This window comes from Sphingomonas lycopersici, from assembly GCF_026130605.1.
GTDB lineage: Bacteria > Pseudomonadota > Alphaproteobacteria > Sphingomonadales > Sphingomonadaceae > Sphingomonas > Sphingomonas lycopersici.
Map to the genome: position 1 here is coordinate 1 of NZ_JANFAU010000011.1, position 24905 is coordinate 24905.

Annotated in this window: 20 protein-coding genes, 1 tRNA gene and 1 pseudogene; 14 read left to right on the forward strand and 8 right to left on the reverse strand. The window is 68.0% G+C overall.

The window, feature by feature from the left end:
• From NED98_RS17865 to murA, 4 genes and pseudogenes are all read left to right on the forward strand, one after another.
• Positions 1-114 (forward strand): annotated as a pseudogene (locus tag NED98_RS17865) (IS5/IS1182 family transposase); the annotation flags it as partial.
• Positions 115-330: 216 nt separating this feature from the next.
• Positions 331-1155 carry a phasin family protein gene (locus NED98_RS23195; RefSeq protein ID WP_284699627.1) on the forward strand — a complete coding sequence of 275 codons (825 nt, stop codon included), beginning with the start codon at positions 331-333 and terminating at the stop codon, positions 1153-1155.
• Positions 1156-1324: 169 nt separating this feature from the next.
• Positions 1325-1654 (forward strand): ATP-dependent Clp protease adapter ClpS, encoded by a 330-nt coding sequence (gene clpS / locus NED98_RS17880; protein WP_179513723.1) that lies wholly within the window; start codon positions 1325-1327, stop codon positions 1652-1654.
• A gap of 237 nt (positions 1655-1891) precedes the next feature.
• Complete coding sequence (gene murA / locus NED98_RS17885; RefSeq protein ID WP_265313910.1) at positions 1892-3175, forward strand: UDP-N-acetylglucosamine 1-carboxyvinyltransferase; 1284 nt, start codon at positions 1892-1894, stop codon at positions 3173-3175.
• Between the two features lie 56 nt (positions 3176-3231).
• On the opposite strand, the gene NED98_RS17890 is transcribed toward murA, so the two are convergent.
• From NED98_RS17890 to ald, 4 genes are all read right to left on the reverse strand, one after another.
• Positions 3232-4455, reverse strand: a complete 1224-nt coding sequence (locus tag NED98_RS17890; RefSeq protein WP_265313911.1) for a threonine synthase — start codon at positions 4453-4455, stop codon at positions 3232-3234.
• Positions 4456-4533: 78 nt separating this feature from the next.
• Positions 4534-5082, reverse strand: coding sequence for a nucleotide exchange factor GrpE (gene grpE, locus NED98_RS17895; protein WP_179512382.1), 549 nt, complete (start codon positions 5080-5082; stop codon positions 4534-4536).
• 22 nt (positions 5083-5104) lie between these two features.
• Positions 5105-6145, reverse strand: coding sequence for a heat-inducible transcriptional repressor HrcA (hrcA, locus tag NED98_RS17900; protein ID WP_265313912.1), 1041 nt, complete (start codon positions 6143-6145; stop codon positions 5105-5107).
• A gap of 185 nt (positions 6146-6330) precedes the next feature.
• Entirely contained in the window at positions 6331-7413 is a 1083-nt protein-coding gene (gene ald, locus NED98_RS17905) for an alanine dehydrogenase (protein ID WP_179513724.1), read from the reverse strand.
• 233 nt (positions 7414-7646) lie between these two features.
• Here ald and NED98_RS17910 point away from each other — a divergent pair, with 233 nt between their 5' ends.
• The 5 genes from NED98_RS17910 to ppc all read left to right on the forward strand — a co-directional run bounded on the left by NED98_RS17910 (position 7647) and on the right by ppc (position 15606).
• Positions 7647-8135, forward strand: coding sequence for an NAD(P)H-dependent oxidoreductase subunit E (locus NED98_RS17910; RefSeq protein ID WP_179512384.1), 489 nt, complete (start codon positions 7647-7649; stop codon positions 8133-8135).
• The gene (locus tag NED98_RS17915; RefSeq protein WP_265313913.1) at positions 8132-9679 is read left to right on the forward strand and encodes an NADH-ubiquinone oxidoreductase-F iron-sulfur binding region domain-containing protein; all 1548 of its coding nucleotides are present in this window, start codon (positions 8132-8134) and stop codon (positions 9677-9679) included. Before NED98_RS17910 ends, NED98_RS17915 begins: the two co-directional genes overlap by 4 nt.
• A gap of 5 nt (positions 9680-9684) precedes the next feature.
• Positions 9685-12528 (forward strand): formate dehydrogenase subunit alpha, encoded by a 2844-nt coding sequence (gene fdhF / locus NED98_RS17920; protein WP_265313914.1) that lies wholly within the window; start codon positions 9685-9687, stop codon positions 12526-12528.
• Complete coding sequence (locus tag NED98_RS17925) at positions 12525-12761, forward strand: formate dehydrogenase subunit delta (RefSeq protein WP_265313915.1); 237 nt, start codon at positions 12525-12527, stop codon at positions 12759-12761. Before fdhF ends, NED98_RS17925 begins: the two co-directional genes overlap by 4 nt.
• Positions 12762-12936: 175 nt before the next feature.
• A complete protein-coding gene (ppc, locus tag NED98_RS17930) occupies positions 12937-15606 on the forward strand; it encodes a phosphoenolpyruvate carboxylase (RefSeq protein ID WP_265313916.1) in 2670 nt (889 codons plus the stop codon).
• A 119-nt stretch (positions 15607-15725) separates the two neighbouring features.
• Here the strand turns inward: ppc and NED98_RS17935 are convergent, their stop codons facing one another.
• From NED98_RS17935 to NED98_RS17945, 3 genes are read right to left on the reverse strand one after another with little or no spacing between them, the layout of a single operon-like run.
• Positions 15726-16121: an acyl-CoA thioesterase gene (locus NED98_RS17935; protein WP_265313917.1), complete on the reverse strand. Its 396-nt coding sequence runs from the start codon at positions 16119-16121 to the stop codon at positions 15726-15728.
• A complete protein-coding gene (locus NED98_RS17940; protein WP_265313918.1) occupies positions 16118-16678 on the reverse strand; it encodes a DedA family protein in 561 nt (186 codons plus the stop codon). Before NED98_RS17940 ends, NED98_RS17935 begins: the two co-directional genes overlap by 4 nt.
• Positions 16675-18741 (reverse strand): S9 family peptidase, encoded by a 2067-nt coding sequence (locus NED98_RS17945; RefSeq protein WP_265313919.1) that lies wholly within the window; start codon positions 18739-18741, stop codon positions 16675-16677. Before NED98_RS17945 ends, NED98_RS17940 begins: the two co-directional genes overlap by 4 nt.
• Before the next feature lie 584 nt (positions 18742-19325).
• Between NED98_RS17945 and NED98_RS17950 the strand changes: the two genes are divergently transcribed.
• Positions 19326-20246, forward strand: a complete 921-nt coding sequence (locus NED98_RS17950) for a DUF808 domain-containing protein (RefSeq protein WP_179512392.1) — start codon at positions 19326-19328, stop codon at positions 20244-20246.
• A gap of 22 nt (positions 20247-20268) precedes the next feature.
• Entirely contained in the window at positions 20269-22068 is a 1800-nt protein-coding gene (locus NED98_RS17955) for an aminopeptidase P family protein (RefSeq protein WP_265313920.1), read from the forward strand.
• A 112-nt stretch (positions 22069-22180) separates the two neighbouring features.
• Here NED98_RS17955 and NED98_RS17960 read toward each other — a convergent pair whose 3' ends face one another.
• On the reverse strand, positions 22181-22318 hold the full coding sequence (locus tag NED98_RS17960) for a hypothetical protein (protein ID WP_265313921.1): 138 nt from the start codon (positions 22316-22318) through the stop codon (positions 22181-22183).
• A gap of 79 nt (positions 22319-22397) precedes the next feature.
• On the opposite strand from NED98_RS17960, the gene NED98_RS17965 reads away from it, so the two are divergent.
• The 3 genes from NED98_RS17965 to NED98_RS17975 all read left to right on the forward strand — a co-directional run bounded on the left by NED98_RS17965 (position 22398) and on the right by NED98_RS17975 (position 24736).
• Positions 22398-22472: transfer RNA gene (locus tag NED98_RS17965), tRNA-Thr, on the forward strand.
• A 139-nt stretch (positions 22473-22611) separates the two neighbouring features.
• Positions 22612-24159: a fatty acyl-CoA synthetase gene (locus tag NED98_RS17970; protein WP_265313922.1), complete on the forward strand. Its 1548-nt coding sequence runs from the start codon at positions 22612-22614 to the stop codon at positions 24157-24159.
• The gene (locus NED98_RS17975) at positions 24146-24736 is read left to right on the forward strand and encodes a nucleotidyltransferase family protein (RefSeq protein WP_265313923.1); all 591 of its coding nucleotides are present in this window, start codon (positions 24146-24148) and stop codon (positions 24734-24736) included. Before NED98_RS17970 ends, NED98_RS17975 begins: the two co-directional genes overlap by 14 nt.
• Positions 24737-24905 lie beyond the last annotated feature (169 nt).

Here is a 24905-nt window from a genome sequence, read left to right on the forward strand (position 1 = left end):
CTCTGGTGCAGGCTCAAGGACTGGCGGCGCATCGCAACCCGGTACGACAAGCTCGCCGCTAACTACATGGCTGGCGTCTTCCTCGCTGCCGTCATCACCTTCTGGTGCGATTGAGTCCTAACCCTAGTCTGGACTCCCGCCTTGACGGAGCACAAAAGTTCCGCCGCACCGTCAAGCGGAAACCGGACCGGACGTTTCGCGCCCGATGCTATGACCCGTTTTTCCGTCGCGGCGAGCGGCGGGAACAGGTTATGTTGCACTGCACAATAAAGCTTGTCATTCCGACTCGGCTCGCGTATGTTGCATCGCAACAAGATGGAGTCGTGTGGAATGACCGACACTGCAGCCAAGCCTGATCAGAAGCCGGTGACCGGGGCCGCCCAGGCGCCTGCGAAGCCCGCGCCCGCTCCGGCCGCTGCCCCGGTCGCGACGCCGGCGCCCGTTGCCAAGGAAGCGGCGAAGCCCGCGCCCAAGGCGCCCGTCGCCGCGCCGCCGGTGGCCAAGCAAACGCCGAAGCCCGCGCCCAAGCCGGTTGCCGCCAAGCCGGCGCCGGCCGCGGTCTCCGCCCCCGTCACCAAATCGACGCCGGCGGCTCCCCGCGCGGCCGTCAAGCCGGTCGCCAAGAAGCCGGCACCCCGGGCCAAGGTCGCACCGGCCCAACCCGCGTCTACCCGCCAGGCCAGCCGGCCGGCGACCATTGCTGCAAAGGAAGTGATCATGTCCGACACGATCAAGACCGTGACCGAGAAGACCCAGGCCTATTTCGCCGAGGCCAACGAGCGCGCCAAGGGCTCGATCGAAAAGGGCGTCAAGGCGTTCGAAGACGCCAATGCCTTCCACAAGGGCAACCTCGAAGCGATCGTCGAATCGTCGAAGATCGCGGTGAAGGGCGTCGAGAAGATGGGCCAGGACGCGGCGGCTTACGCCAAGACCTCCTATGAGAAGGCGACCGAGACCTTCAAGGCGATGTCGACCGTCAAGTCGCCGACCGAGCTGTTCAAGCTGCAGAGCGATTATGCCCGCGCGTCGTTCGATGCCTTCGTCGCCGAAGCGTCGCGTTCGACCGAGGCCGCGCTGAAGCTCGCCGGTGAGATCGCCCAGCCGATCTCGAACCGCGTCGCGCTCGCCGCCGAGAAGATCAAGGTCGCCGCGTAATCCGGGGCCTCGCCCCGCAAGGGGCGAAAAGGACGAAGGGGGCGGCCGCCTGAGCGCGGCTGCCCCCTTTTTCGTCGTTAATGGTACGCGCGCGCCCTTGCCCTTGGCGGCCGGGATGCCATATTTTCACGCGATCATGCAGCGCCAAACCCCAATCCAGCCGATCCTGATGGCCGAGCGCCGCGACGATGATTCCGACGGCGGCACCGGAATCGGCGTCGCCACCCGCACGCGGACGCGCACCAAACAGCCGACGCCCTATCGCGTGCTGATGCTCAACGACGATTACACCCCGATGGAATTCGTCGTCCTGTGCCTCCAGCGCTTCTTCCGCATGAGCGTTGAGGAAGCGACGCGGGTGATGCTCCACGTCCACCAGAAGGGCGTCGGGGTGTGCGGGGTATTCAGCTACGAGGTCGCCGAGACCAAGGTCGGCCAGGTGATCGACTTCGCGCGCCAGAACCAGCACCCGCTGCAATGCACGCTGGAGAAGGCGTAAAGTCTATTAAAACAAGTACTTACGTCATTCCCGCGCAGGCGGGAATCCATTCTGGCTGGCCTATCGGATCAAGCGCAATCTCAGCGTGAATGGATTCCCGCCTGCGCGGGAATGACGGGTGAATTGATCGAGGCTCACTCGTGTGAACTTCGTGAACTTTGCCCTCCCGGTCGGCCACCACGATGAACCCCGCAGACCCCCTTTGCGCCGCGCCCGCGGTTCGATAGACGCGGGCGAATGGACCGTATCCTCATCCGCGGCGGCAACCGCCTTTCCGGCACCCTTCCGATCTCCGGCGCGAAGAACGCCGCGCTGACCCTGCTGCCCTGCGCGCTGCTCACCGACGAGCCGCTGACCTTACGCAACCTGCCGCGGCTCGCCGACGTCGACAGTTTCGGCCATTTGCTCAACCAATTGGGCGCGTCGACCGCGATCGAAGGGTCGCGCCCCGAGGATTTCGGCCGGGTGATGACGATCCGTGCCGGTCAGCTCACCTCGACCGAGGCGCCGTATGACATCGTTCGCAAGATGCGCGCATCGATCCTCGTGCTCGGCCCGATCCTCGCGCGCGCGGGCGAGGCGCGGGTGTCGCTCCCCGGCGGGTGCGCGATCGGCAACCGCCCGATCGACCTGCACCTCAAGGCGCTGGAGGCGATCGGCGCCGAGCTCGAAATGTCCGCCGGCTATGTCACCGCGCGCGCGCCCGGCGGGCGGCTCGCGGGGGGGCGCTATTCCTTTCCGATCGTGTCGGTCGGGGCGACCGAGAATGTCGTGATGGCCGCGGTCACCGCCAAGGGCAGCAGCCGGATCGAGAATGCCGCGCGCGAGCCCGAGATCGTCGATCTGTGCCGCTGCCTCGTCGCGATGGGCGCGCAGATCGACGGGATCGGCACCGAGACGCTCGAGATCGAAGGCGTCGACCGGCTCCACGGCGCGACCTATGCGGTGATGCCCGACCGGATCGAGGCGGGGAGCTATGCCTGCGCCGCGGCGATCACCGGGGGCGATATCGAACTGACCAATGTCGACGCGCACGATATGGGCGCGACGCTCGATGCGCTGCGCGACGCAGGGGTGACGGTGGTCGAGGGGCGCAAGTCGGTGCGCGTTTCGGCCAATGGCCCGCTCCGCCCGCTGACGCTCTCCACCGCGCCCTTCCCCGGCTTCGCCACCGATATGCAGGCGCAGTTCATGGCGATGCTGTGCAAGGCCGAGGGCGCGAGCGTGCTGACCGAAACGATCTTCGAGAACCGCTATATGCACGTTCCCGAACTGGCGCGGATGGGGGCGGACATCCAGGTGCGCGGGCGCACCGCGGTGGTGCGCGGGGTCGATCGCCTCGTCGGCGCGCCGGTGATGGCGACCGACCTGCGCGCGTCGATGAGCCTGATCCTTGCCGGGCTGGCGGCGGAGGGCGAGACCGCGGTCAACCGCGTCTATCATCTCGATCGCGGCTATGAGCGGCTTGAGGAAAAACTGAGCGCGGTCGGCGCCGATATCGAACGCGCCAGCGACGGGTAAGGCCACCGGCCCTCCCACGTCTGCTCCCCTCCCTCGTGAAGGGAGGGGAGCAGAAGTCACAAAGCGTCGAAATCGATCGGCTTGTGGCGATCGAGCGCGTTCGGCGCTTCGGGCATCGGATATTTGAGCCCGGTCGCGCAATTGAACAGCACGACCTCCTCATCCTCGTCGACCTCGCCGTCCCTCAGCGCCTGGCGATAGGCCGCCAGGGTCGCGCCGCCCTCGGGGCACAGCAGCAATCCGTCCTGCCGCGCGCAATCGTCGACCGCGCGGAGGATCGCCGGATCGCCCACCGCGAGCGCCTTGCCACCCGATTCGCGCACCGCGCGGAGGATCAGGAAATCGCCCACCGCGCGCGGCACGCGGATTCCCGCGGCGACGGTTGCCGCATCTTCCCAGCGCGCGGCATGCTCCTCGCCCGCCTCGAACGCGCGGACGATCGGCGCGCAGCCCGCCGCCTGCACCGCATACATGCGCGGCCGCTCGGCGCCGATCCAGCCGAGCTTTTCGAGCTCGTCGAACGCCTTCCACATCCCGATCAGCCCGGTGCCGCCGCCGGTGGGGTAGAAGATCGCCTTGGGCAGCCGCCAGCCGAGCTGCGCGGCGAGCTCCAGCCCCATCGTCTTCTTGCCCTCGATGCGATACGGCTCCTTGAGCGTCGAGAAGTCGAACCAGCGCCCCTCGGCCGCGCCCTGCCCGACGATCGCGCCGCAATCGTCGATCAGCCCGTTGACCCGCCACACCCGCGCGCCCTGCATCGCGATCTCGCGGACGTTCACCTCCGGCGTGTCGTCGGGGCAGAGCACGATCGTCTCGATCCCCGCGCGGGTGGCATAAGCAGCGAGCGCCGCGCCGGCATTGCCGTTGGTCGGCATCGCGATGCGGGTGACGCCCAATTCCCTGGCCATCGCCACCGCCATCACCAGCCCGCGCGCCTTGAAGCTGCCGGTCGGCAAGCGGCCCTCGTCCTTGACCAGCACCCTGCCCCCGCCCGCGCGCGGGATCGGGATCAGCGGGGTCTCGACCTCGCCGAGGCTGACGACATTGGCGGTGTGGCGCACCGGGAGCAATTCGCGCCAGCGCCACAGATCGGTCTCGCGTCCCGTCAGCGCATCGCGCGACAGCGCCGCCCCGGCCGCCGCGAGATCGTAGCGGACGAGCAGCGGGCGCCCGGCGCGCGACAGCCCGTGAAGCCGATCCGCCTCATAGCGCTCGCCGGTCAGCGAACATTCGAGATGGGTGACGAAAGTCGGCCGTTCGGCGACGAGATTGTCGTTCATAAGGTGCGCGGCGCTTCCGTTGTTCTCGCTTGATCTTCCTCCGTCATGCCAGGTCAAGCCCGGCATGACGAGGTTGGCTTAATCGGCCGCCTTGGCGACGCCGACCAGCGCCGGGCGCAGCAACCGGTCGCGGATCATCCAGCCCGATTGCATTTCCTGTACGATCGTCCCCGGCGCGGCGTCGGCCGAGGGCATTTCCATCATCGCCTGATGCCGGTTGGGATCGAGCGTCTCGCCCAGCGCGGTGATGCGGGTGATGCCGTTGCGCTGGAACACATTGGCCAGCTCGCGCATCGTCGCCTCAAGCCCCGCGACCAGCCCCTTGAGCTTGTCGTCCTCGCGCAGCTCGGCCGGGATCGACGCCAGCGCCCGCTCCAGATTGTCGTTCACCGACAGCACGTCGCGCGCGAAATTGGTCGCGGCATAGGCGCGCGCGTCGGCGGCGTCCTTCTCGGCGCGGCGGCGGACATTCTGGATCTCGGCCTGCGCATAGAGCGCCTGCTGCTTCGCCTCGGCGAGCGCGGCCTCAAGCTCGGCGGTGCGATCATGTTCGGCGACCTCGGGTGCGCCCTCGGCGGTTTCCGCGCGCAGATCCTCGGGAACGTCGGTATTCTCGTTGTCGGTCATTTCATTCCTGTCTGTTAGCAGCTCAACCCATCAGCCGGGCGAGCGTTGCGGCCGTGAAATCCACCATGGGCACGACGCGCGCGTAGTTCAACCGTGTCGGGCCGATCACCCCCACCACGCCGACCACCCGCCCGTCCGCCCCGCGAAAGGGTTTGGCGATTACCGAAGAGCCGGAAAGCGCGAACAATTTCGTCTCCGCGCCGATGAAGATGCGGGTCGCGTCGCCGGCGCGCGCCGAATCGAGCAGCGCGGCGATCTCCTGCTTGCCTTCGAGATCGTCGAGCAGATCGCGCACGCGTTCGAGATCGGCGGCATCGGCATCGTCGAGCAAGCGCCCCTGCCCGCGCACGATCAGCACCGGGCGGCGCCCGCCGTCCTTGCTCCACACCGCGATGCCGCGCTGGATCAGCGCGCGCGCGGTGGCGTCGAGCGCGGCTCGGCCGTCGGCCAGCTCGCGCTCGACCCGCGCCCGGGCGTCGGACAGCGTGAGCCCCGACAAGGTCGCCGACATGTAATTGCCCGCCTCGATCAGCGCCGAGGCGTCGACCCCGGCGGGGAGATCGATCACGCGATTCTCCACCGCGCCGTCCTCGCTGACCAGCACCGCGAGGGCCTGGGTCGGGGTCAGCGGCACGAAGCCGATCGAACGCAGCACCTGCTCGCGCTTGGGGACCATCACCAGCCCAGCGCACGCCGACAGCCCCGAAAGCGCCGCGGTGGTGGCGGCGAGCGCCTCCTCCACCGGGCCGCCACCCGCGGCGCGCGCCTCGATCGCGGCGCGCTCGGCACGGCTCGGCTCGGAGACTTGCATCATGCCGTCGACGAATAGCCGTAAACCCAATTCGGTCGGCATCCGCCCCGCCGAGGTATGCGGCGCGGCGAGCAGCCCCATCGTCTCGAGCTGCGCGAGCACGCTGCGGATCGAGGCGGGGGACAGGTTGAGCCCGGCCTGCGCCAGCGTGCGCGAGCCGACGGGGGCGCCGCTCTCCAGATAGCTGTCGACGACGCGGCGAAAAATCTCGCGCGCGCGATCGCTCAACTCGCTGACGGGGGTAGCGGGCACCATAGCGCGGGAGATGTAGGGCGAGAGGGGCGCCGGCTCAACGGCGTTTGCTCCCTTCTTCTTCCTACCCCCCTTCCTCGTGAAGGGAGGGGCTGGGGGTGGGTGGGTATGAGGCGCGCAATCCGGTGCCCGCTCGGGCCAACCCACCCCCGCCCCCTCCCTTGTTCAAGGGAGGGGAGAAAGCGTCAGAACCCCAGCGCCTCCGCCACCACCGTGTTGACGATCCGCCCCTTGTCGACGTTGAGCCCTTCCTTCAGCCCCGGATCGTCGTCGAGCGCCGCGAGCCCTTTCGCCGCGAGCGCCAGCCCATAAGGCAAGGTCGCATTGTTGAGCGCGTGGCTGGAGGTGAGCGGCACCGCGCCGGGCATGTTGGCGACGCAATAATGGATCACCCCGTCGACCTCATAAGTGGGATTGGCGTGGGTCGTCGGGTGCGAGGTTTCGAAACAGCCGCCCTGATCGATCGCGACATCGACCAGCACCGCGCGCGGCTTCATCAGCTTGAGCATCCCGCGCGTCACCAATTTGGGCGCGGCCGCCCCCGGCACGAGCACCGCGCCGATCACCACATCGGCGGTGGCCAGCGCTTCCTCGATCGCCGCGATCGTCGAATAATGCGTGTCCGCCCGCCCCTGGAACATGTCGTCGAGCTGGCGCAGCCGGCGCAGCGAGCGATCGAAGATGCTGACATTGGCCCCCATCCCGGTCGCGATTCGCGCCGCATTGGTGCCGACCACCCCGCCGCCGAGCACGACGACATTGGCCGCGGGCACACCCGGGACCCCGCCGATCAGCAACCCGCGCCCGCCCGATACCGCGCGCAACGCGCTCGCCCCGGCCTCGATCGACAGCCGCCCGGCGACCTCGCTCATCGGCGCGAGCAACGGCAGCCCGCCCGAGGCGTCGGTCACCGTCTCATAAGCGATCGCGCTGACCCCCGAGGCCATCAGCCCGCGCGCCTGGCCGGGATCGGGGGCGAGGTGGAGATAGGTGAACAGGATCTGCCCCTCGCGCAATTGCGTCCATTCCTGCGGCTGGGGCTCCTTGACCTTCACGATCATCTCGGCGCGCGCGAACACCTCGGCGGCGGTATCGACGATCGCCGCGCCCGACTGGCGATACACCGCGTCCGACGCGCCGATCCCGCCGCCGGCGCCGGTCTCGACCAGCACCTGATGCCCGTGCGCGCAATATTCGCGCACCGCGCCGGGGGTCAGCCCGACACGAAATTCGTTGTTTTTGATTTCCTTGGGAACGCCGACCAGCATGTGATCTTCCTCCTCGTCCTGTGCCGGACGATCTATCAGGAACGCGCGCGCGGTGCACATCAAGATCGCTGCCACGCCGCCGATCGGTCACCCCACCTTGTGCCGGGCGCCACCGGGAGGCAAAGGCCGGCGCGACGGTGGAATTGAATGTCGATCGGCACCGATTGATAAGAAAAATTTAAATTCGTTAAATTGACAGCAAGCGCGTTGCGATCCTTGTATAGGCGATGGCGATGACCCCTAACGAAACAGCCCCGCCGGACACGGCTTATGCGGACGCAGCGACGCGGCTGCTGCGCGGCCGCCCCGCGACCCGCGATGCCTTGCTGCCGTTGCTCCACGCGTTGCAGGACGAGTTCGGCTATATCGCCGATGCGATGATCCCGGTCGTCGCGGCGGCGCTCAACCTCAGCCGCGCGGACGTCCACGGCGTCGTCACTTTCTATCATGATTTCCGCCGTGCCCCGGCGGGCGCGCACCTCGTCCGGCTGTGCCGCGCCGAAAGCTGCCAGGCGCGCGGCGCCGCGACGATCGAGCGGATCGCGACGCAGCGGCTCGGCGTGACGATGGGCGCGACCAGCGCCGACGGGCGGGTGACGGTCGAGCCGGTCTATTGCCTCGGGCTGTGCGCTACCGGCCCCAATGCGCTGGTCGACGGGCGCCCGGTCTCGCGGCTCGACGCCGCCAAGCTCGAGCGGATCGCGGCGGAGGTGCTGGCATGATCCGCGCCTATGTCAGCGGCGATATGGCCTCGGTCGCGCTCGGCGCGGACGAGGTGGTGGCGGCGCTCGCCGTACGCGGGGTCGAAGTAGTTCGCACCGGCAGCCGAGGGCTGTTCCGCATCGAACCGTTGGTCGAGATCGACACGCCGGAGGGCCGCATCGCTTACGGCCCGGTCGAGGCGAACGAGATCGACGCGGTGCTCGACGGCACCCACGCCAGCCGCATCGGCCGGATCGAGGATCACCCCTTCTTCGCGCGCCAGCAGCGTTTCACCTTCGCGCGCTGCGGGGTGATCGATCCCTTGAGCCTCGACGATTATGCCGCGCACGGCGGCTGGCAGGCGCTCGACAAGGCGCGCGCGTTGACCCCGCAAGCGGTGGTCGACGAGGTCAAGGCGAGCGGGCTGCGCGGGCGCGGCGGCGCGGGTTTCCCAACCGGGATCAAGTGGCAGACGGTGCTCGACACTCGATCGCCCGAGAAATTCATCGTGTGCAACGCCGACGAGGGCGACAGCGGCACCTTCGCCGATCGCATGCTGATGGAGGGCGACCCCTTCTGCCTAATCGAGGGCATGGCGATCGCCGCGCACGCGGTCGGGGCGGGACACGGGTTTATCTACATCCGCTCCGAATATCCCTTCGCGATCCGCGTGATGCAGGCGGCGATCACGCGCGCCGCGCCGCGCATCGCACCGTTCGCACTCGAAGTGCGGGTCGGCGCGGGCGCCTATGTCTGCGGCGAGGAAACCGCCCTGCTCGATTCGATCGAGGGCAAGCGCGGGCAGGTCCGCGCCAAGCCCCCGCTCCCCGCGATCGAGGGGCTGTTCGGCCGCCCGACGGTGATCAACAATGTGCTGAGCCTCGCCGCGGTGCCGTTCATCGTCGCCGAGGGCGCGCAAGCCTATCAGGCGGTCGGCTTCGGCCGGTCGCGCGGGACGATGCCGATCCAGCTTGCCGGCAATGTGCGCAACGGCGGGCTGTTCGAGGCCGGGTTCGGCATCACGCTGGGCGAGCTGGTCAACGATATCGGCGGCGGCACCGAGACGGGGCGGCCGGTGAAAGCGGTGCAGGTCGGCGGGCCGCTCGGCGCCTATTTCCCCCCCGCGATGTTCGACCTGCCGTTCGATTACGAGGCGTTCGCCGCGGCGGGCGGGCTGATCGGCCATGCCGGGATCACCGTGTTCGACGACACCGTCGACATGGCGCATATGGCGCGCTTCGCGATGGAATTCTGCGCGCACGAAAGCTGCGGCAAATGCACCCCTTGCCGGATCGGCGCGGTGCGCGGCATGGAGACGATCGACCGTATCGTCGGCGGCGGTCGCCAGCCGGGCGGGCTGGAGGCGATGCCGCAGATGCGCAACGCCGCCGCGCGGCCCCGCGACCGCGCCGCGGAAATCGCGCTGCTGCGCGATCTTTGTGATACGATGAAGTTCGGATCGCTTTGTGCGCTCGGCGGGTTCACCCCTTATCCGGTGCTGAGCGCGCTGGATCATTTTCCGCAGGATTTCGATCAGCCTGCGACGGCGCAAGCGGCGGAGTAAGCAGCATGGCATGGATCAGCGAAACCGACCTCGGCACCAAGCCGGCGCCGGATAGCGCGCGCACCGTCTCGCTCAGGATCGACGGCGACACGGTGACCGTCCCCGAAGGCACCTCGATCATGCGCGCCGCCGCGCTGCGCGGGACGAATATCCCCAAATTATGTGCGACCGATCGGCTCGACGCTTTCGGATCGTGCCGGCTGTGCCTGGTCGAGATCGAGGGCCGCGCGGGCTATCCCGCCTCATGCACCACCCCCGTCACCGAGGGGATGGTGGTGCGCACCGAAAGCGCGAAGCTCGCCAAGCTGCGCCGCGGGGTGATGGAATTGTACATCTCCGACCACCCGCTCGATTGCCTGACCTGTTCGGCCAATGGCGATTGCGAATTGCAGGACCAGGCCGGCGCGGTCGGCTTGCGCGACGTGCGCTACGGCTATGACGGCGCCAACCATCTTCAGGCGGCGAAGGACGAGAGCAACCCATACTTCGACTTCGACCCGGCCAAATGCATCGTCTGCTCGCGCTGCGTCCGCGCCTGCGACGAGGTGCAGGGCACATTCGCGCTGACGATCGACGGCAGCGGGTTCGGCTCGAAGGTCGTGGCGAGCGCCGACGAAGGCTTCCTGCCGTCCGAATGCGTCTCGTGCGGCGCCTGCGTCCAGGCCTGCCCGACATCGGCACTGATCGAGAAGACCGTCACCGACATCGGCACCCCCGATCGCGCGATCGTCACCACCTGCGCTTATTGCGGGGTCGGCTGCACCTTCCGCGCCGAGATGCGCGGCGAGCAGCTCGTGCGGATGGTGCCGTGGAAGGAAGGCAAGGCCAATCGCGGGCATAGCTGCGTCAAGGGCCGCTTCGCCTGGGGCTATGCCAACCACCGCGACCGTATCCTCAACCCGATGATCCGCGAGAGCGTCGACCAGCCGTGGCGCGAGGTCTCGTGGGACGAGGCGATCGCGCATACCGCCAGCGAATTCCGCCGCATCCAGGCGAAATATGGCACGCGCAGCGTCGGCGGGATCACCTCGTCGCGCTGCACCAACGAGGAAACCTTCCTCGTCCAGAAACTGATCCGGCAGGGCTTCGGCAACAACAATGTCGATACCTGCGCGCGCGTCTGCCATTCGCCGACCGGCTATGGGCTGAGCACCACCTTCGGTACCTCGGCGGGGACGCAGGATTTCGACAGCGTCGAGCATTCCGACGTGATCATGGTGATCGGCGCCAACCCGACCGACGGCCACCCTGTCTTCGCCAGCCGGATGAAACAGCGGCTGCGGCAGGGCGCGCGGCTGATCGTGGTCGATCCGCGGCGCATCGATCTGGTCCACAGCCCGCATGTCGACGCGGCGCATCACCTGCCCTTGAAGCCCGGCACCAATGTCGCGGTGCTGACCGCGATGGCGCATGTCGTGGTGACCGAGGGGCTGGCCGACGAAGCGTTCATCCGCGAACGCTGCGACTGGGACGAATATAGCGACTGGGCCGCCTTCGTTGCGCAGCCCGAGCGCTCGCCCGAGGCGACCGCGGCGCTCACCGGGGTGCCGGCGGCCGATCTGCGCGCCGCCGCGCGGCTGTTTGCCACCGGGGGCAATGGCGCAATCTATTACGGTCTCGGCGTCACCGAGCACAGCCAGGGCTCCTCGACCGTCATGGCGATCGCCAATCTGGCGATGGCGACCGGCAATATCGGCCGCGAGGGCGTCGGGGTGAATCCGCTGCGCGGGCAGAACAATGTCCAGGGTTCGTGCGACATGGGGAGCTTCCCGCACGAATATTCGGGCTATCGCCACGTCTCCGATCCGGCGACGCGCACGCTGTTCGAAACCGCCTGGGGCGTCTCGCTCGATCCCGAGCCCGGGCTGCGCATCCCCAACATGCTCGATGCGGCGACCGACGGGACGTTCAAGGCCTTGTTCATCCAGGGCGAGGATATCCTGCAATCCGATCCCAATACGCATCATGTCGCGGCCGGGCTGGCGGCGATGGAATGCGTCGTGGTGCAGGATCTGTTTCTCAACGAAACCGCCAATTACGCGCATATCTTCCTGCCCGGATCGACCTTCCTCGAAAAGGACGGCACCTTCACCAATGCCGAGCGCCGCATCCAGCTCGTCCGCAAGGTGATGGACCCGCTCAACGGCTATGCCGACTGGGAGATCGTCCAACTCGTCGCGCAGGCGTTGGGGCTCGACTGGCAATATACCCACCCGTCCGAGATCATGGACGAGATCGCCGCGCTGACCCCGACCTTCGCCAAGGTCAGCTATCTGGCACTCGAAGAGCATGGCTCGCTGCAATGGCCGGCGACCGATGCCGCGCCGCTCGGCACCCCGACGATGCATGTCGACGGGTTCGTGCGCGGCAAGGGGAAGTTCGTCGTCGCCGATTATGTCCCGACCGACGAGCGCACCGGGCCGCGCTTCCCGCTGCTGCTCACCACCGGGCGCATCCTCAGCCAATACAATGTCGGCGCGCAGACGCGGCGCACCGAGAATGTCGCCTGGCACGCCGAGGACCGGCTGGAGATTCACCCGCACGACGCCGAGAATCGCGGCCTGCGCGACGGCGATTGGGTGAGCCTCAGAAGCCGCGCCGGGGAGACGACGCTGCGCGCGCTGATCACCGATCGCGTCGCGCCGGGAGTGGTCTATACCACCTTCCATCACCCCGACACGCAGGCCAATGTGATCACGACCGATTATTCGGATTGGGCGACCAATTGCCCCGAATATAAAGTGACGGCGGTGGAGGTTTCGCCCTCCAATGGGCCGAGCGAGTGGCAGCGCGCTTATGCCGATCAGGCGGCGCGCGCGCGGCGGATCGAAACCGAGGCCGCCGAATGAGCGACACGATGATGTCGACCACCGATCGGCTGGTCTATATGGCCAACCAGATCGCGCGCAATTTCGCGATCGAGGGCGAGGAGGTCGCGATCGAGGCGACGCGCCGCCACATCCGGCGCTATTGGGACCCGCTGATGCGGCAACGCGTCATCGCCAGCCTTGCGGCCGATCCGGCGCAGTTCAGCGATATTGCGCGCGGCGCGGTGGAGGCGCTGCGCGACGCGGCGGGGTAAGGGAACGCTCCTCTACCACCCCGGCGAAGGCCGGGGTCCAGTTACGAACCACGCGATGCTGGACCCCGGCCTTCGCCGGGGTGGCAAGAGATTTGCGGCATTCCATCCCCGGGTCTCGCAACGCGATACAAGCTACGCTTGACCCCGCCCATGCCGCGTTGCAGCATCGCGGGTCATGGCAGCCCTCCCTCCGATCACCAACAACCCTGACGTGCGCTATCTCGGCCGCGTTCTGGGCGATGTCATCCGCGCGCTCGGCGGGGAGCGGCTGTTTACCGCGACCGAGACGATCCGCTCCGCCTCGGTCGAGCGGCATCGCGCCGGGGGGCCGCCGGTCGATCACCACCTCGAGGCGCTGTCGCTCGACGAGACGCTCGATTTCGTCCGCGGCTTCATGTTGTTCTCGATGCTCGCCAACCTCGCCGAGGATCGCCAGGGCGTCGCCGCCGAGGAAGGCGCCGATGTCGCTGCCGCGCTCGACCGGCTGACGCGCGACGGTGTCGACAAGGCGGCGGTCGCGGCATTGCTCGAACAGGCGTTGGTCGCGCCGGTGCTCACCGCCCACCCCACCGAGGTGCGGCGCAAATCGATGATCGACCACCGCAACCGCATCGCCGCGCTGATGGCGCTACGCGACCGCGGGGTCGAGACGACCGCGGACGGCGATCAGGTCGACGAGGCGATCGTGCGCCAAGTCGCCCTGCTGTGGCAGACCCGCGTGCTGCGCCGCGAACGGCTCTATGTCGCCGACGAGGTGGAGACCGCGCTTTCCTATCTCCGCGACGTCTTCCTGCCGGTGCTCCCCGCGCTCTACCAGCGCTGGGATCGCGCGATGGGCGAGCGCGTGCCGTCGTTCCTGCGCCCCGGGAGCTGGATCGGCGGCGACCGCGACGGCAACCCTTTCGTCACCGCGCAGTCGCTCGAAACCGCGCTGGCGCGCGCCGCCGAGACCGCGATCGTCTATTATCTCGATCAGCTCCACGCGCTCGGCGCCGAGCTGTCGATCTCGCGCGAGCTCGCGCCGGTCGACGCGGCGGTGCTCGCGCTGGCCGAGGCGAGCGGCGACACCGCCGAAAGCCGCGAGGACGAGCCGTATCGCCGCGCGATCTCCGGCATTTACGCCCGGCTCGCGGCGACCCACCGCGCAATCACCGGGCGCGACGCGCCGCGCCCCGGCGCGATCGATCGCGAACCCTATCCCGGCCCGGCCGAGCTGCGCGCCGATCTCGTCGCGCTCGCCCGTCCGCTTGCCGCGGCCGGCGGGGGCCTGCTCGCCTCGGGCGGGGCGATCGGCCGGCTGATCCGCGCGGTCGAGGTCTTCGGCTTCCACCTCGCGACGCTCGACATGCGGCAGAACAGCGCGGTCCACGAGCGCGTCGTGGCGGAGCTGCTCCAGCGCGCCGGGGTGTGCGACGATTATGCCGCGCTCGACGAGGACCAGCGCGTGATGCTGCTGCGCCACGAACTCGCCAGCCCGCGCCCGCTCGTCACCCCTTATGCCGATTATTCGGAGGAGACGCAGGGCGAGCTCGCGATCGTCCGCGCGGCGGCAGCGGCGCATGCGCGCTACGGATCGGCGTGCATCCGCCAATATATCGTGTCGATGACCAAATCGGTCTCGGACCTGCTCGAGGTCAATCTGCTGCTCAAGGAAGCGGGGCTCTATCGCCCGGGCGCCGAGCCCGAGGCGGCGATCATGGCGGTGCCGTTGTTCGAGACGATCGAGGATCTGGAGGCGGCGCCGGCGATCATGGCCGAGTGGTTCGCGCTCCCCGAAAACCGCGCGACCATCGCCGCGCGCGGGCATCAAGAAGTGATGATCGGCTATTCGGATTCGAACAAGGACGGGGGTTACCTCACCTCGACCTGGCAATTGTCCAAGGCCTCGACCGCGCTCAAGCCGGTGTTCGAGGCCGCGGGGGTGGGGATGCAGCTGTTCCACGGGCGCGGCGGCGCGGTGGGGCGCGGCGGCGGATCGAGCTACGCCGCGATCCTTGCCCAGCCGCCCGGCACGGTGCAGGGCCGCATCCGCATCACCGAACAGGGCGAGGTGATCGCGGGCAAATATGGCACGCGCGAAAGCGCCGCGACCAATCTGGAGGCGATGGCCTCCGCCACGCTCGTCGCCAGCCTCGAACCGCCGCAGCTCTCCAACGCCGAGAATGCGGCGTTCGGCGCGGCGATGGACGCCTTGTCCGACACCGCCTTCGCCGCCTATCGCGATCTGGTCTACGGCACCGAGGGGTTCACCACCTTCTTCCGCCAGATGACGCCAATCGCCGAAATCTCCGGGCTCAAGATCGGCAGCCGCCCCGCCAGCCGCACCAAGAGCCAGCGGATCGAGGATCTGCGCGCGATCCCCTGGGTGTTCAGCTGGGCGCAGGCGCGGGTGATGCTGCCCGGCTGGTATGGCGTCGGCCACGCGATCGCCGATTTCGCCGACAAGCCATTGCTCGCCGAAATGGCCCAGGGCTGGCCGCTGTTCGCCGCGACGCTCGCCAATATGGAGATGGTGCTCGCCAAATCGGACATGGGGATCGCCGAGCGCTATGCCGGGCTGGTCGAGGATGAGGATCTGCGCACGCGCGTCTTCACCACGATCCGCGACGGCTGGCGGCGGACGCAGGACGGGCTGCTCGCGATCACCGGTCAGGCGCGGTTGTTGGAAAAGCACCCCGCGCTGGAGGCGTCGATCCGCTTGCGGCTGCCCTATATCGAGCCGCTCAACCTACTCCAGATCGAGTTGATGCGGCGGCACCGTGCGGGTGAGACCGATGATCGGATCGGCCAGGGCATCCTCCTGTCGATCAACGCCATCGCCACCGCGCTGCGTAATTCGGGGTAACCCGCCCCACGCACGAAACCGTTCGGGCTGAGCTTGTCGAAGCCCTGCACTTTCTTCCGATGAAGAAGGGCAGCCCTTCGACAAGCTCAGGGCGAACGGGAATGGGGTAGTCCGCCGCCTTATTCCCCCACGAACGGTGCCGCCACCTCGCGCGGCACGCGCATCAGGCGGCCGCTGGCGCGATCGATCAGCGCCCAGGTGGTGGTGCCTTCCACCTTCACCCGTCCGTCGGCCCCGGTGAAGCGAAAGTGCCGGTCGAAGCGCGCGCCGCGGGGGGGATGCGGCACCCAGGTCTTGCCGACCGTCTCCTCGCCCTCGGCGAGATTGCCGCGATAGTCGATCTCGTGGCGCGTCACGACCCACACATAGGCCGCCCGATGCGCCGCCGGCGCAACCGCCTCCCAATGCGCCACCGCCAGCTCCTGCACCCAGCGCACCCACACCGCATTGTTGACGTGCCCCAGCTCGTCGATGTCGGCCGGGGTAGCGCGGAAGATGCGGGTGAAGCCGGTCATTGCCGGCGCCAATAGCGGATGCCGAAAAACGCGCCGGTGACGAGGATCGCGCCGCCGAGAATCAGCAACAGGCTGTGCGTATCGGGCACGAGCCGTCCCATCAGCCGCTCGAAACTATGCCCGGCAAGATAGCCGATCGCCGAAAAGGCGATTCCCCAGACGATCGCCGAGACCAAATTGACCGTCACGAAAGTGCGCGTCGCGACATCGGTGGTGCCGATCGCGATCGGGCTGACCGTGCGGAAGCCGTAGATGAAGCGGAAGGCGAAGATGAATCCGATCGGGTGGCGATGGAAAAAGTCGATCGCCTTGGCGAACGCCGGCTTCTCATAGGCGCGACGCACCACGCGGTGATCGTGGAAATGTCGCCCGACGAAGAACCAGATCTGATCGGCGGCGAACGACCCCAGCGCCGCCGCGGCCATCGCCCCCGCCAGCGGAAACAGCCCGCGGTGCGACAGCAGCCCGCCGGCGACGACCACCGTCTCCCCTTCCAGCCCCGCACCGAGAAACAGCGCCAGCAGGCCGTATTTGGCGACGATGGCCTCGACCGTCACCGCGCGTCGTCCACGCCCAATTGCCACAGCACGAAGCTATGCTCCTCGGCGGCTTCGTAGAGGCTGTCGAACCGCCCCGATTTGCCGCCGTGCCCCGCGCCCATATTGGTCTTGAGCAACAGGATATTGGCGTCGGTCTTGGTCGCGCGGAGCTTGGCGGCCCATTTCGCCGGCTCCCAATAGGTCACCCGCGGATCGTTGAGCCCGCCCGAAATGAACAGCGGCGGATAGGCCTGCGCGCGCACATTGTCATAGGGCGAATAGGAACGGATCAGCTCGAACGCCGCCTTGTCGGTGATCGGATTGCCCCATTCGGGCCATTCGCCCGGGGTAAGCGGCAAAGTTTCGTCGAGCATCGTGTTGAGCACGTCGACGAACGGCACGTCGGCGATCACCGCGCCCCACAATTCGGGATCGGAATTGACCACCGCGCCCATCAGCTCGCCGCCTGCCGAGCGCCCGGCGATCGCGATCCGGCCCGCGCTGGTCCAGCCCTGCGCGATCAGCCCCTTCGCCACGTCGACGAAATCGTTGAAGGTATTGGTGCGCTTTTCGAGCTTGCCGTCGTGATACCATTGCTGCCCGAGATCGTCGCCGCCGCGGATATGCGCGATCGCATAAGCGAAGCCGCGATCGAGCAACGACAGCCGCCCAGTCGAGAAGCCCGGCGGGATGGCATGACCGTAAGCGCCATAAGCATAGAGATAGAGCGGGCGCGACCCGTCCTTGGGGAAATCGACCGGGTAGACGATCGACACCGGCACCAACGTCCCGTCGCGCGCGGCGATCTTGAGCCGCTCGGTGCGATATTTGTCCGCATCATAGCCCGAGGGGATTTCCTGCACCTTGAGCGCGGTCAGCGCGCCGGTCGCGGTATCGTAATCATAGACCGTTCCGGGCGTGACCATCGATTCATAGCCGAGCCGCAGGACGGTCTGGTCATATTCGGGATTGTCGCCGAGCCCGGCGGTATAGCTCGCCTCGGGGAAAGCGATGCGCTGGCCCTGGGTCGGCGTGTCGTAGCGGTGGATCGCGATCTGATCGAGCCCGTCCTCACGCCCCTCGACGACGAAGAAGTCGCGGTAGCATTCGACCCCGGTCATGTAGAAGGTCGCCGAGGGCGCGATCAGCTCCGTCCACTCCCCCGGCGCGGCGAGCGGCGCGGTGGCGAGCCGCCACATCGGATCGGTGTCGTTGGTGTGGATGAACAATGTGTCGCCGTGGGTGTCGACATCATATTCGCGCCCGGAAAGCCGCGGCGCGACGAGGATCGGCGTCGCGAAGGGATCGCCTGCCGGGAGCAGCCGGATCTCGCTCGTCACATGATCGCCGGTGCCGATGACGATCCACTTGCGATCGCTCGTCTCGGACACCGCGACGCGATAGCCCTCGTCATCCTCGTGATAGAGCTCCACATCCTCGGCCGGATCGGTGCCGAGCCGGTGAAAGCGCGCATTGTCGGTGCGCCATTCCTTGTTGGCGAGCCCATAGAGAAAGCCCGCGTCGTCCGACGTCCACACGATATCGGAGAGCATCCCCGGGATCACCTCGGGCAGATGCTCGCCGGTGACGAGATCCTTGACGCGGATCTCGAACCGCTCGGCGCCCGAATCATCGATCGCATAGGCGAGCTTGGTCCCGTCGTTCGACGGCGCGAACGCCCCGAGCCGGAAATATTCGTGCCCCTCGGCCAGCGCCGGCTCGTCGAGCAGCAATTCGTCTGCGCCGCCGGCGACGGGCTTGCGCCACCATTTGCGATATTGGCCGCCGGTTTCGAACGCGGTCCAGTACAGCCAGTCGCCGTCGCGCTGCGGCACGGTCGATTCGTCTTCCTTGATCCGCCCGCGCATCTCGGCGTTGATTCGCTCGGTCAGCGGCTTGAGCGGCGCCATCACCGCGTCGAAATAAGCGTTCTCCTCCTCGAGATAGCCGAGGATCTGCTTGTCGGTGATATCGGGATAGCCGGCGTCCTTCAGCCACGCCCAGGGATCGTCGATCGTGATGCCGTGGCGGGTGAATTGATGCGGGCGGCGCGCGGCGCGGGGCGGAGCGGGAAATTTCATGCCACCTCCATAACCCGCCGCCCGGCCATGTCGATGCGTTTCGACTGCCGCGATTGCAGCATTTGCAATCGTAAACGCTTAGTTTGCAGTTGCGAAAACCCGTGCTGCACTGCACAAGGGTCGGGCCTTTCAGGCATCCTCTCCTAAAAACTTTTAAGGCCGGTCGCGAGACCGGCCTTTCTTTTTGGCTGCGAACCATGCATGGAAGCCGCGCTGAAGCGCGCCGAATCATAAGAAAGATTTGGAGTGGAGCCGCCGGTTAAGACCGGCACCGGCGGAGCAACAGTGCGGGGGATCGAGCGCCACTGCCGCACGGCCGCTCTCCCCCGTTTACGATTCTCCTGACATTCGAATGCTCTGCGCAACGCAGGCTGTACTATCCTCCGTTCGGGCTGAGCTTGTCGAAGCCCTGCACTTTTCTGCACGCGAAGAAGGACAGCCCTTCGACAAGCTCAGCGCGAACGGAAAGGACGGTCCAGCGAATCGCCCCGATCTTTGGCGTGGATCGTCCCCGCCCCTTGCGTGCGGCTGCGAAGCTGCGCGATGGTCCATGCCTCGGGATCACAACATTGGGGAATTCGCGAATGGCCGCCGGCCTAGTTGCGTTGCTTGACGATATCGCTGCACTCGCGAAACTCGCCGCTGCCAGCCTCGACGACGTGGCCGGCGCCGCCGGGCGTGCCAGCGCCAAGGCGGCGGGGGTGGTGATCGACGATGCCGCGGTCACCCCGCGCTACGTCGTCGGCCTCTCCCCGGCACGCGAGTTGCCGATCATCGGCAAGATCGCGCTCGGCTCGCTCCGCAACAAGCTGGTCTTCCTCCTCCCGGCGGCGTTGCTGCTCGCGGCGTTCGCGCCCTGGGCGATCACCCCGATCCTGATGGCCGGCGGCGCCTTCCTGTGCTTCGAAGCGGCCGAGAAGGTGATCGAGGCGCTGTCCGGTGCGCCGCACGACGCGACCACGGTGGTCACCGCCGACGCGCAGGAGCTGGAGGAGCGCCAGGTGGCGGGCGCGATCCGCACCGATCTGATCCTTTCGGCGGAGATCATGGCGATCGCGCTCTCCTCGCTTGCCGATCAGCCGCTGGTCAATCAGGCGATCGCGCTGGCGGTGGTCGCGGTGGCGATCACCGTCGGCGTCTATGGCGTCGTCGCGCTGATCGTGAAGATGGACGATATCGGCCTCGCGCTCGCCCGCCGCCCCGGTGCTGCGCTGCAAAAGATCGGCCGCGGGCTGGTCGCGGCGATGCCGATCGTGCTGTCGCTGATCTCGCAGATCGGGGTCGCCGCGATGCTGTGGGTCGGCGGGCAGATCATCGTCCACGGGCTCGAGCAATTCCACCTCACCCCGATCCCCTTATGGGTGCATCACGCGGCCGAGGCGGCGCGGCACGCGCTGGGCGGCGTCGCGGCGTGGCTCGTCAGCGCCTTCCTCTCGGGCGTGGTCGGGCTTATCGTGGGCGGCATCATCGCGGGCGTGCTTCACCTCATCCCGCGGCGCCATTGATCGAGAATCGGAAAGCAGCTCTATGTCGACTTATTCCGCCCGCCTCGCTGCGCTCCGCGAGCAGCTTGCCCGCCAGCGCCTCGACGGCTTCATCGTGCCGCTGACCGACGAGCATATGAGCGAATATGTCGGCGCTTATGCGCAGCGGCTCGCGTGGCTTACCGGTTTCCAGGGATCGGCGGGCACCGCAGCGGTGCTGCCCCAGGACGCCGCGATCTTCACCGACGGGCGCTATACGCTCCAGGTGCGCGAACAGGTCGACGGCGGCGACTGGCAGTTCGTCGGCGTCCCCGAGACGAGCGTGTCCGAATGGCTCGCGGGGCATGCGGCGGACGGCGCGCGGATCGGCTACGACCCGTGGCTCCACACCCGCGCCTGGGTGGCAGAGGCATCGGCCGCGCTGGCCAAGGTCGGCGCGACTTTGGTCCCCGTCGACACCAACCCGATCGACGCGATCTGGCCCGACCGCCCCGCCCCGTCCGACGCGACGCTCTCGGTTCACGACAACCAGCTCGCCGGCCGCTCCTCCGCCGAAAAGCGCGCCGAGATCGCCGACTGGCTCGCCGCGCAAAAGGCCGATGCGGTGGTGCTCGCCGCGCTCGATTCGATCGCCTGGCTGCTCAACGTGCGCGGCAGCGATGTCGCGCGCACCCCGGTCGCGCTGGCCTATACGATCGTCAATGCCGACGGCACCGCGGATCTGTTCGTCGCGCCGGAAAAGGTGACCGATGCGGTGCGCCAGCATCTCGGCAATGCGGTGCGGATCCACGATCGCACCGCCTTCGCCCCCGCGCTCGGCGCGTTCGCGGGCAAGACGGTGGCGGTCGATCCCGCATTGTCGGTCGCGGCGATCCCGCTGGCGATCGAGGCGGCGGGGGGCAAGGTGGTGTCGCTGCGCGATCCCGTCGTGATCCCCAAGGCATGCAAGAACCCGGCGGAGATCGCCGGCCACCACGCCGCCAGCCTGCGCGACGGCGCGGCGCTGACCCGTTTCCTGCGCTGGATCGCGGCGGAGGCGCCTAAGGGCGGGCAGACCGAGCTTTCCGCCGCCGCCAAGCTGCAGGAATTCCGCGCCGAGACCGGATTGCTCAAGGATCTGTCGTTCGACACAATTTCGGCGACCGGCGCGCATGGCGCGAGCCCGCATTATCACGTCACCGAGGAATCGAACGCGCCGATCGAGCTCGGCCAGCTCTATCTGATCGATTCGGGCGGGCAATATGCCGACGGCACCACCGATCTGACCCGCGTCGTCCCGATCGGCACCCCGACCGCCGAGATGCGCGATCGCTTCACCCGGGTGCTCAAGGGGCATATCGCGCTCGCCACCGCGGTCTTCCCGCACGGCACGACCGGGCAACAGCTCGATGCGCTGGCGCGGCTGCCGCTGTGGCAGGCCGGGCTCGATTATGCGCACGGCACCGGGCACGGGGTCGGCAGCTATCTGTCGGTCCACGAAGGCCCGGCGCGGATCGCCAAGCCGAGCTACGGCGGCGGCGGGCCGCAGGAGCCCTTGCGCCCGGGCATGATCCTGTCGAACGAGCCCGGCTATTACAAAGCCGGCGATTACGGCATCCGGATCGAGAATCTGCTGCTGGTGATCGAGCGCGAGATCGCCGGAGGCGAGGCGGCGATGCTGGCGTTCGAGACGCTGACGCTCGCCCCGATCGACCGCGACCTGATCGAGCCGGCGCTGCTCGACGCGGCCGAGCTGGCGTGGCTCGACGCCTATCACGCGCGCGTCGCGGCGACGCTGGGCGACGTGCTGGAGGGCGAGGACCGCGCCTGGCTGATCGAGCGGTGCCGGCGGATCGGGGCGTAACGCCTCAGACCCAAATCCAAACCGCCGTTCGGGCTGAGCCTGTCGAAGCCCTGCCCTTTTCTTCCAAGGAAGAAGGACAGCCCTTCGACAAGCTCAGGGCGAACGGGGAGTATCACGCCTTCGCCGGCGAATCATCCGGCGCCGCCGCCTCCGCATCCGGCCGACTGCGTGCCTGCGCCTTGCGTTTCCTGAGGTTGGCGCGCAGCTGCTCGGCGAGGCGGGCGGCGCGATCTTCACGGTCGTTTGCCATGAAAGCGCTATTGCGCGCGCGCAACGCCTTGACAATGCCGTCGCCCTCGTCTCTAGGGCGCCCCTGCCCTTCGGGCGATGCTGCCGTAGCTCAGTGGTAGAGCGCATCCTTGGTAAGGCTGAGGTCGTGAGTTCAATCCTCACCGGCAGCACCATTTTCCTCAGAAAACCGCATGAACCGCCCTCGCATTTCGCGAGGGCGCCGGGGCGATCGGCGCGGATCATGATTGTCCCCGGCGCCGCGCGATGGCACGGCTTCTCGACGGAGAAGACGGTGACGAGAGGATTCGCGGCGTGACATCACCCCAGGCCCAGTCGTTGTCGCTGATGCTGCGTCGATCGGCGGCGCGCCACGGTGACAAGGCCGCGCTGATCTTCGGCGACGAGACGTGGAGCTATGCCGCGTTCGATCGCATCGTCGACGAACTGGCGGCGGGGCTGCTCGACCTCGGCGTCGCCCCCGGCGACCGGATCGCGATCCTCGCGCGCAACAGCCACGCCTTTCTCGCGATCCGCTTCGCCGCGGCGCGCATCGCGGCGGTGCTGGTGCCGGTCAACGTGATGCTCGGCGCGGGCGAGATCGCCTATATCCTCGACCATGCCGAAGCGCGGCTGTTGTTCGTCGACGCCGCGCTGGCGCCGCTGGCGCGCGAGGCGAACCCCGCGACGGTCGAGGCGATCTTCATCGTCGAGGGTGACGCGCCGGCCGGCGCGCGCGGCTGGCGCGATCTGCTCGTCCCCGGCGCCGCGCCGGGCGACCGCGCCGATGCCGACGATCTGCTCCAGATCATCTACACCAGCGGCACCGAGAGCCGCCCCAAGGGCGCGATGCTCACCCATGCCGCGGTGCTGTGGCAATATCAGAGCTGCCTGTTCGATTGCGGCTGGACCCCCGATACCGTGGCGCTCCACGCGCTGCCGCTGTTCCACTGCGCCGCGCTCGACGCGATGGCCGGCCCGGCGCTCTTGTCGGGCGCGACGAGCGTGATCGCCGGCTCGCCCGCCCCCGATCAGGTGCTGCCGCTGATCGAGCGCCACCGCGTCACCTCCTTCTTTGCCCCGCCGACGGTGTGGATCGCGCTGCTCCGCTCGCCCTTGTTCGCCGCGCACGACCTCTCGTCACTCGCCAAATGCTATTATGGCGCGTCGATCATGCCGGTCGCGATCATCGAGGAGCTGGCGGCGCGCTTCCCGGGCCTCCGGCTATGGAACCTCTACGGCCAGACCGAGATCGCGCCCGTCGCGACCGTGCTGGGGCCGGCGGATCACGCCACCCGCCCAGGATCGGCCGGGCGCCCGACGCTCCACGTCCTGACCCGCGTGGTGGATGACGACATGCGTGATGTGGCGGTGGGTGAAATCGGCGAGGTGGTGCATCGCTCGCCGCAATTGCTGACGGGTTATTGGCGCCAGCCCGAATTGTCCGACGCCGCCTTCGCCGGCGGCTGGTTCCACAGCGGCGATCTCGCGACGATCGACGCCGACGGGTTCATCACGATCGTCGACCGCAAGAAGGACATGATCAAGACCGGCGGTGAGAATGTCTCGTCGCGCGAGGTGGAGGAGGCGATCTACACCCACCCGCACGTCTCCGAGGTGGCGGTGATCGGGCTGCCCGATCCGCGCTGGATCGAGGCGGTCACCGCCTTCGTCGTGCGCCGCGCCGGGGCCGAGGTGTCGGCGGCCGATGTCGAGGCGCATTGCGCGACGCGGCTCGCCGGGTTCAAGCGCCCCAAGCGGATCGTCTTCGTCGACGATCTGCCGCGCAACGCCAGCGGCAAGATCCTCAAACAGCGATTGCGTCAGCTCAGCGACGCTATGGCGGGGCATGATCGCGGCTGAGCGCGTTGGGGCATTGCTCCTCGCCGCCGGGGAGTCGCGCCGGTTCGGCGCGGCCGACAAATTGCTCGCCGAGTTGCGCGGGCAACCTCTGGTGCGCCACGTCGCCGAACGGCTCGCGGGGCTCGGGTTCGGCGCGCGGATCGCGGTGTGCAGCGACGATCGCGTCGCGGCGCTGCTCGACGACAGCGGATTTCATGTCTTACGCAACGATGCGCCGGGGCGCGGGCTCTCGCATTCGCTGGCGCTCGGCATCGGCGCGCTGCCCGAGACGGTCGATGCCGCGCTGATCTGCCTCGGCGACATGCCCAATGTAGCGGCGACGCATGTCGGCGCCCTGCTGGCGAGGTTCGACCCCGCCCATGCCCCAATCGTCGCATCGGACCGCGCGGGACAACCGATGCCGCCCGCGCTGTTCGGCCGATCCTCGTTCGCGGACCTGCGCGCTCGAACCGGCGACCGCGGCGCGCGCGACCTGCTCGCCACCGCGGCACGCGTCCCGGCGGCGGCGGGCTGGCTCGCCGATATCGACACCCCCGCCGATCTGGCGCGCGCGGTGACGCTCGACGACGCCGACTGACCGACCTTCGACTGGTACAAAAGAAGCCCCGACACCGTCCGAGCACCATTGCCGAATCCGCGTGCACCGAGGCTCGGTTCGCTGCGGTAACGATTCGTTGAGGATGTTCCGTCAAAGACGATCCCGCGCGCAAACCGCATCGCGCGCGCAGTGCCGGTTCGTCGCTGGC

What these genes read in the sequence shown, in the direction of transcription:
- NED98_RS17935 (WP_265313917.1), bottom strand. Translation starts at nt 16,121, where the DNA reads ATGACCGGCTTCACCCGCATCTTCCGCGCTACCCCGGCCGACATCGAC.
- NED98_RS17915 (WP_265313913.1), top strand. Translation starts at nt 8,132, where the DNA reads ATGATCCGCGCCTATGTCAGCGGCGATATGGCCTCGGTCGCGCTCGGC.
- NED98_RS17925 (WP_265313915.1), top strand. Translation starts at nt 12,525, where the DNA reads ATGAGCGACACGATGATGTCGACCACCGATCGGCTGGTCTATATGGCC.
- NED98_RS23195 (WP_284699627.1), top strand. Translation starts at nt 331, where the DNA reads ATGACCGACACTGCAGCCAAGCCTGATCAGAAGCCGGTGACCGGGGCC.
- NED98_RS17975 (WP_265313923.1), top strand. Translation starts at nt 24,146, where the DNA reads ATGATCGCGGCTGAGCGCGTTGGGGCATTGCTCCTCGCCGCCGGGGAG.
- ppc (WP_265313916.1), top strand. Translation starts at nt 12,937, where the DNA reads ATGGCAGCCCTCCCTCCGATCACCAACAACCCTGACGTGCGCTATCTC.
- NED98_RS17910 (WP_179512384.1), top strand. Translation starts at nt 7,647, where the DNA reads ATGACCCCTAACGAAACAGCCCCGCCGGACACGGCTTATGCGGACGCA.
- NED98_RS17945 (WP_265313919.1), bottom strand. Translation starts at nt 18,741, where the DNA reads ATGAAATTTCCCGCTCCGCCCCGCGCCGCGCGCCGCCCGCATCAATTC.
- grpE (WP_179512382.1), bottom strand. Translation starts at nt 5,082, where the DNA reads ATGACCGACAACGAGAATACCGACGTTCCCGAGGATCTGCGCGCGGAA.
- NED98_RS17955 (WP_265313920.1), top strand. Translation starts at nt 20,269, where the DNA reads ATGTCGACTTATTCCGCCCGCCTCGCTGCGCTCCGCGAGCAGCTTGCC.
- murA (WP_265313910.1), top strand. Translation starts at nt 1,892, where the DNA reads ATGGACCGTATCCTCATCCGCGGCGGCAACCGCCTTTCCGGCACCCTT.
- fdhF (WP_265313914.1), top strand. Translation starts at nt 9,685, where the DNA reads ATGGCATGGATCAGCGAAACCGACCTCGGCACCAAGCCGGCGCCGGAT.
- NED98_RS17950 (WP_179512392.1), top strand. Translation starts at nt 19,326, where the DNA reads ATGGCCGCCGGCCTAGTTGCGTTGCTTGACGATATCGCTGCACTCGCG.
- NED98_RS17960 (WP_265313921.1), bottom strand. Translation starts at nt 22,318, where the DNA reads ATGGCAAACGACCGTGAAGATCGCGCCGCCCGCCTCGCCGAGCAGCTG.
- NED98_RS17890 (WP_265313911.1), bottom strand. Translation starts at nt 4,455, where the DNA reads ATGAACGACAATCTCGTCGCCGAACGGCCGACTTTCGTCACCCATCTC.
- clpS (WP_179513723.1), top strand. Translation starts at nt 1,325, where the DNA reads ATGGCCGAGCGCCGCGACGATGATTCCGACGGCGGCACCGGAATCGGC.
- ald (WP_179513724.1), bottom strand. Translation starts at nt 7,413, where the DNA reads ATGCTGGTCGGCGTTCCCAAGGAAATCAAAAACAACGAATTTCGTGTC.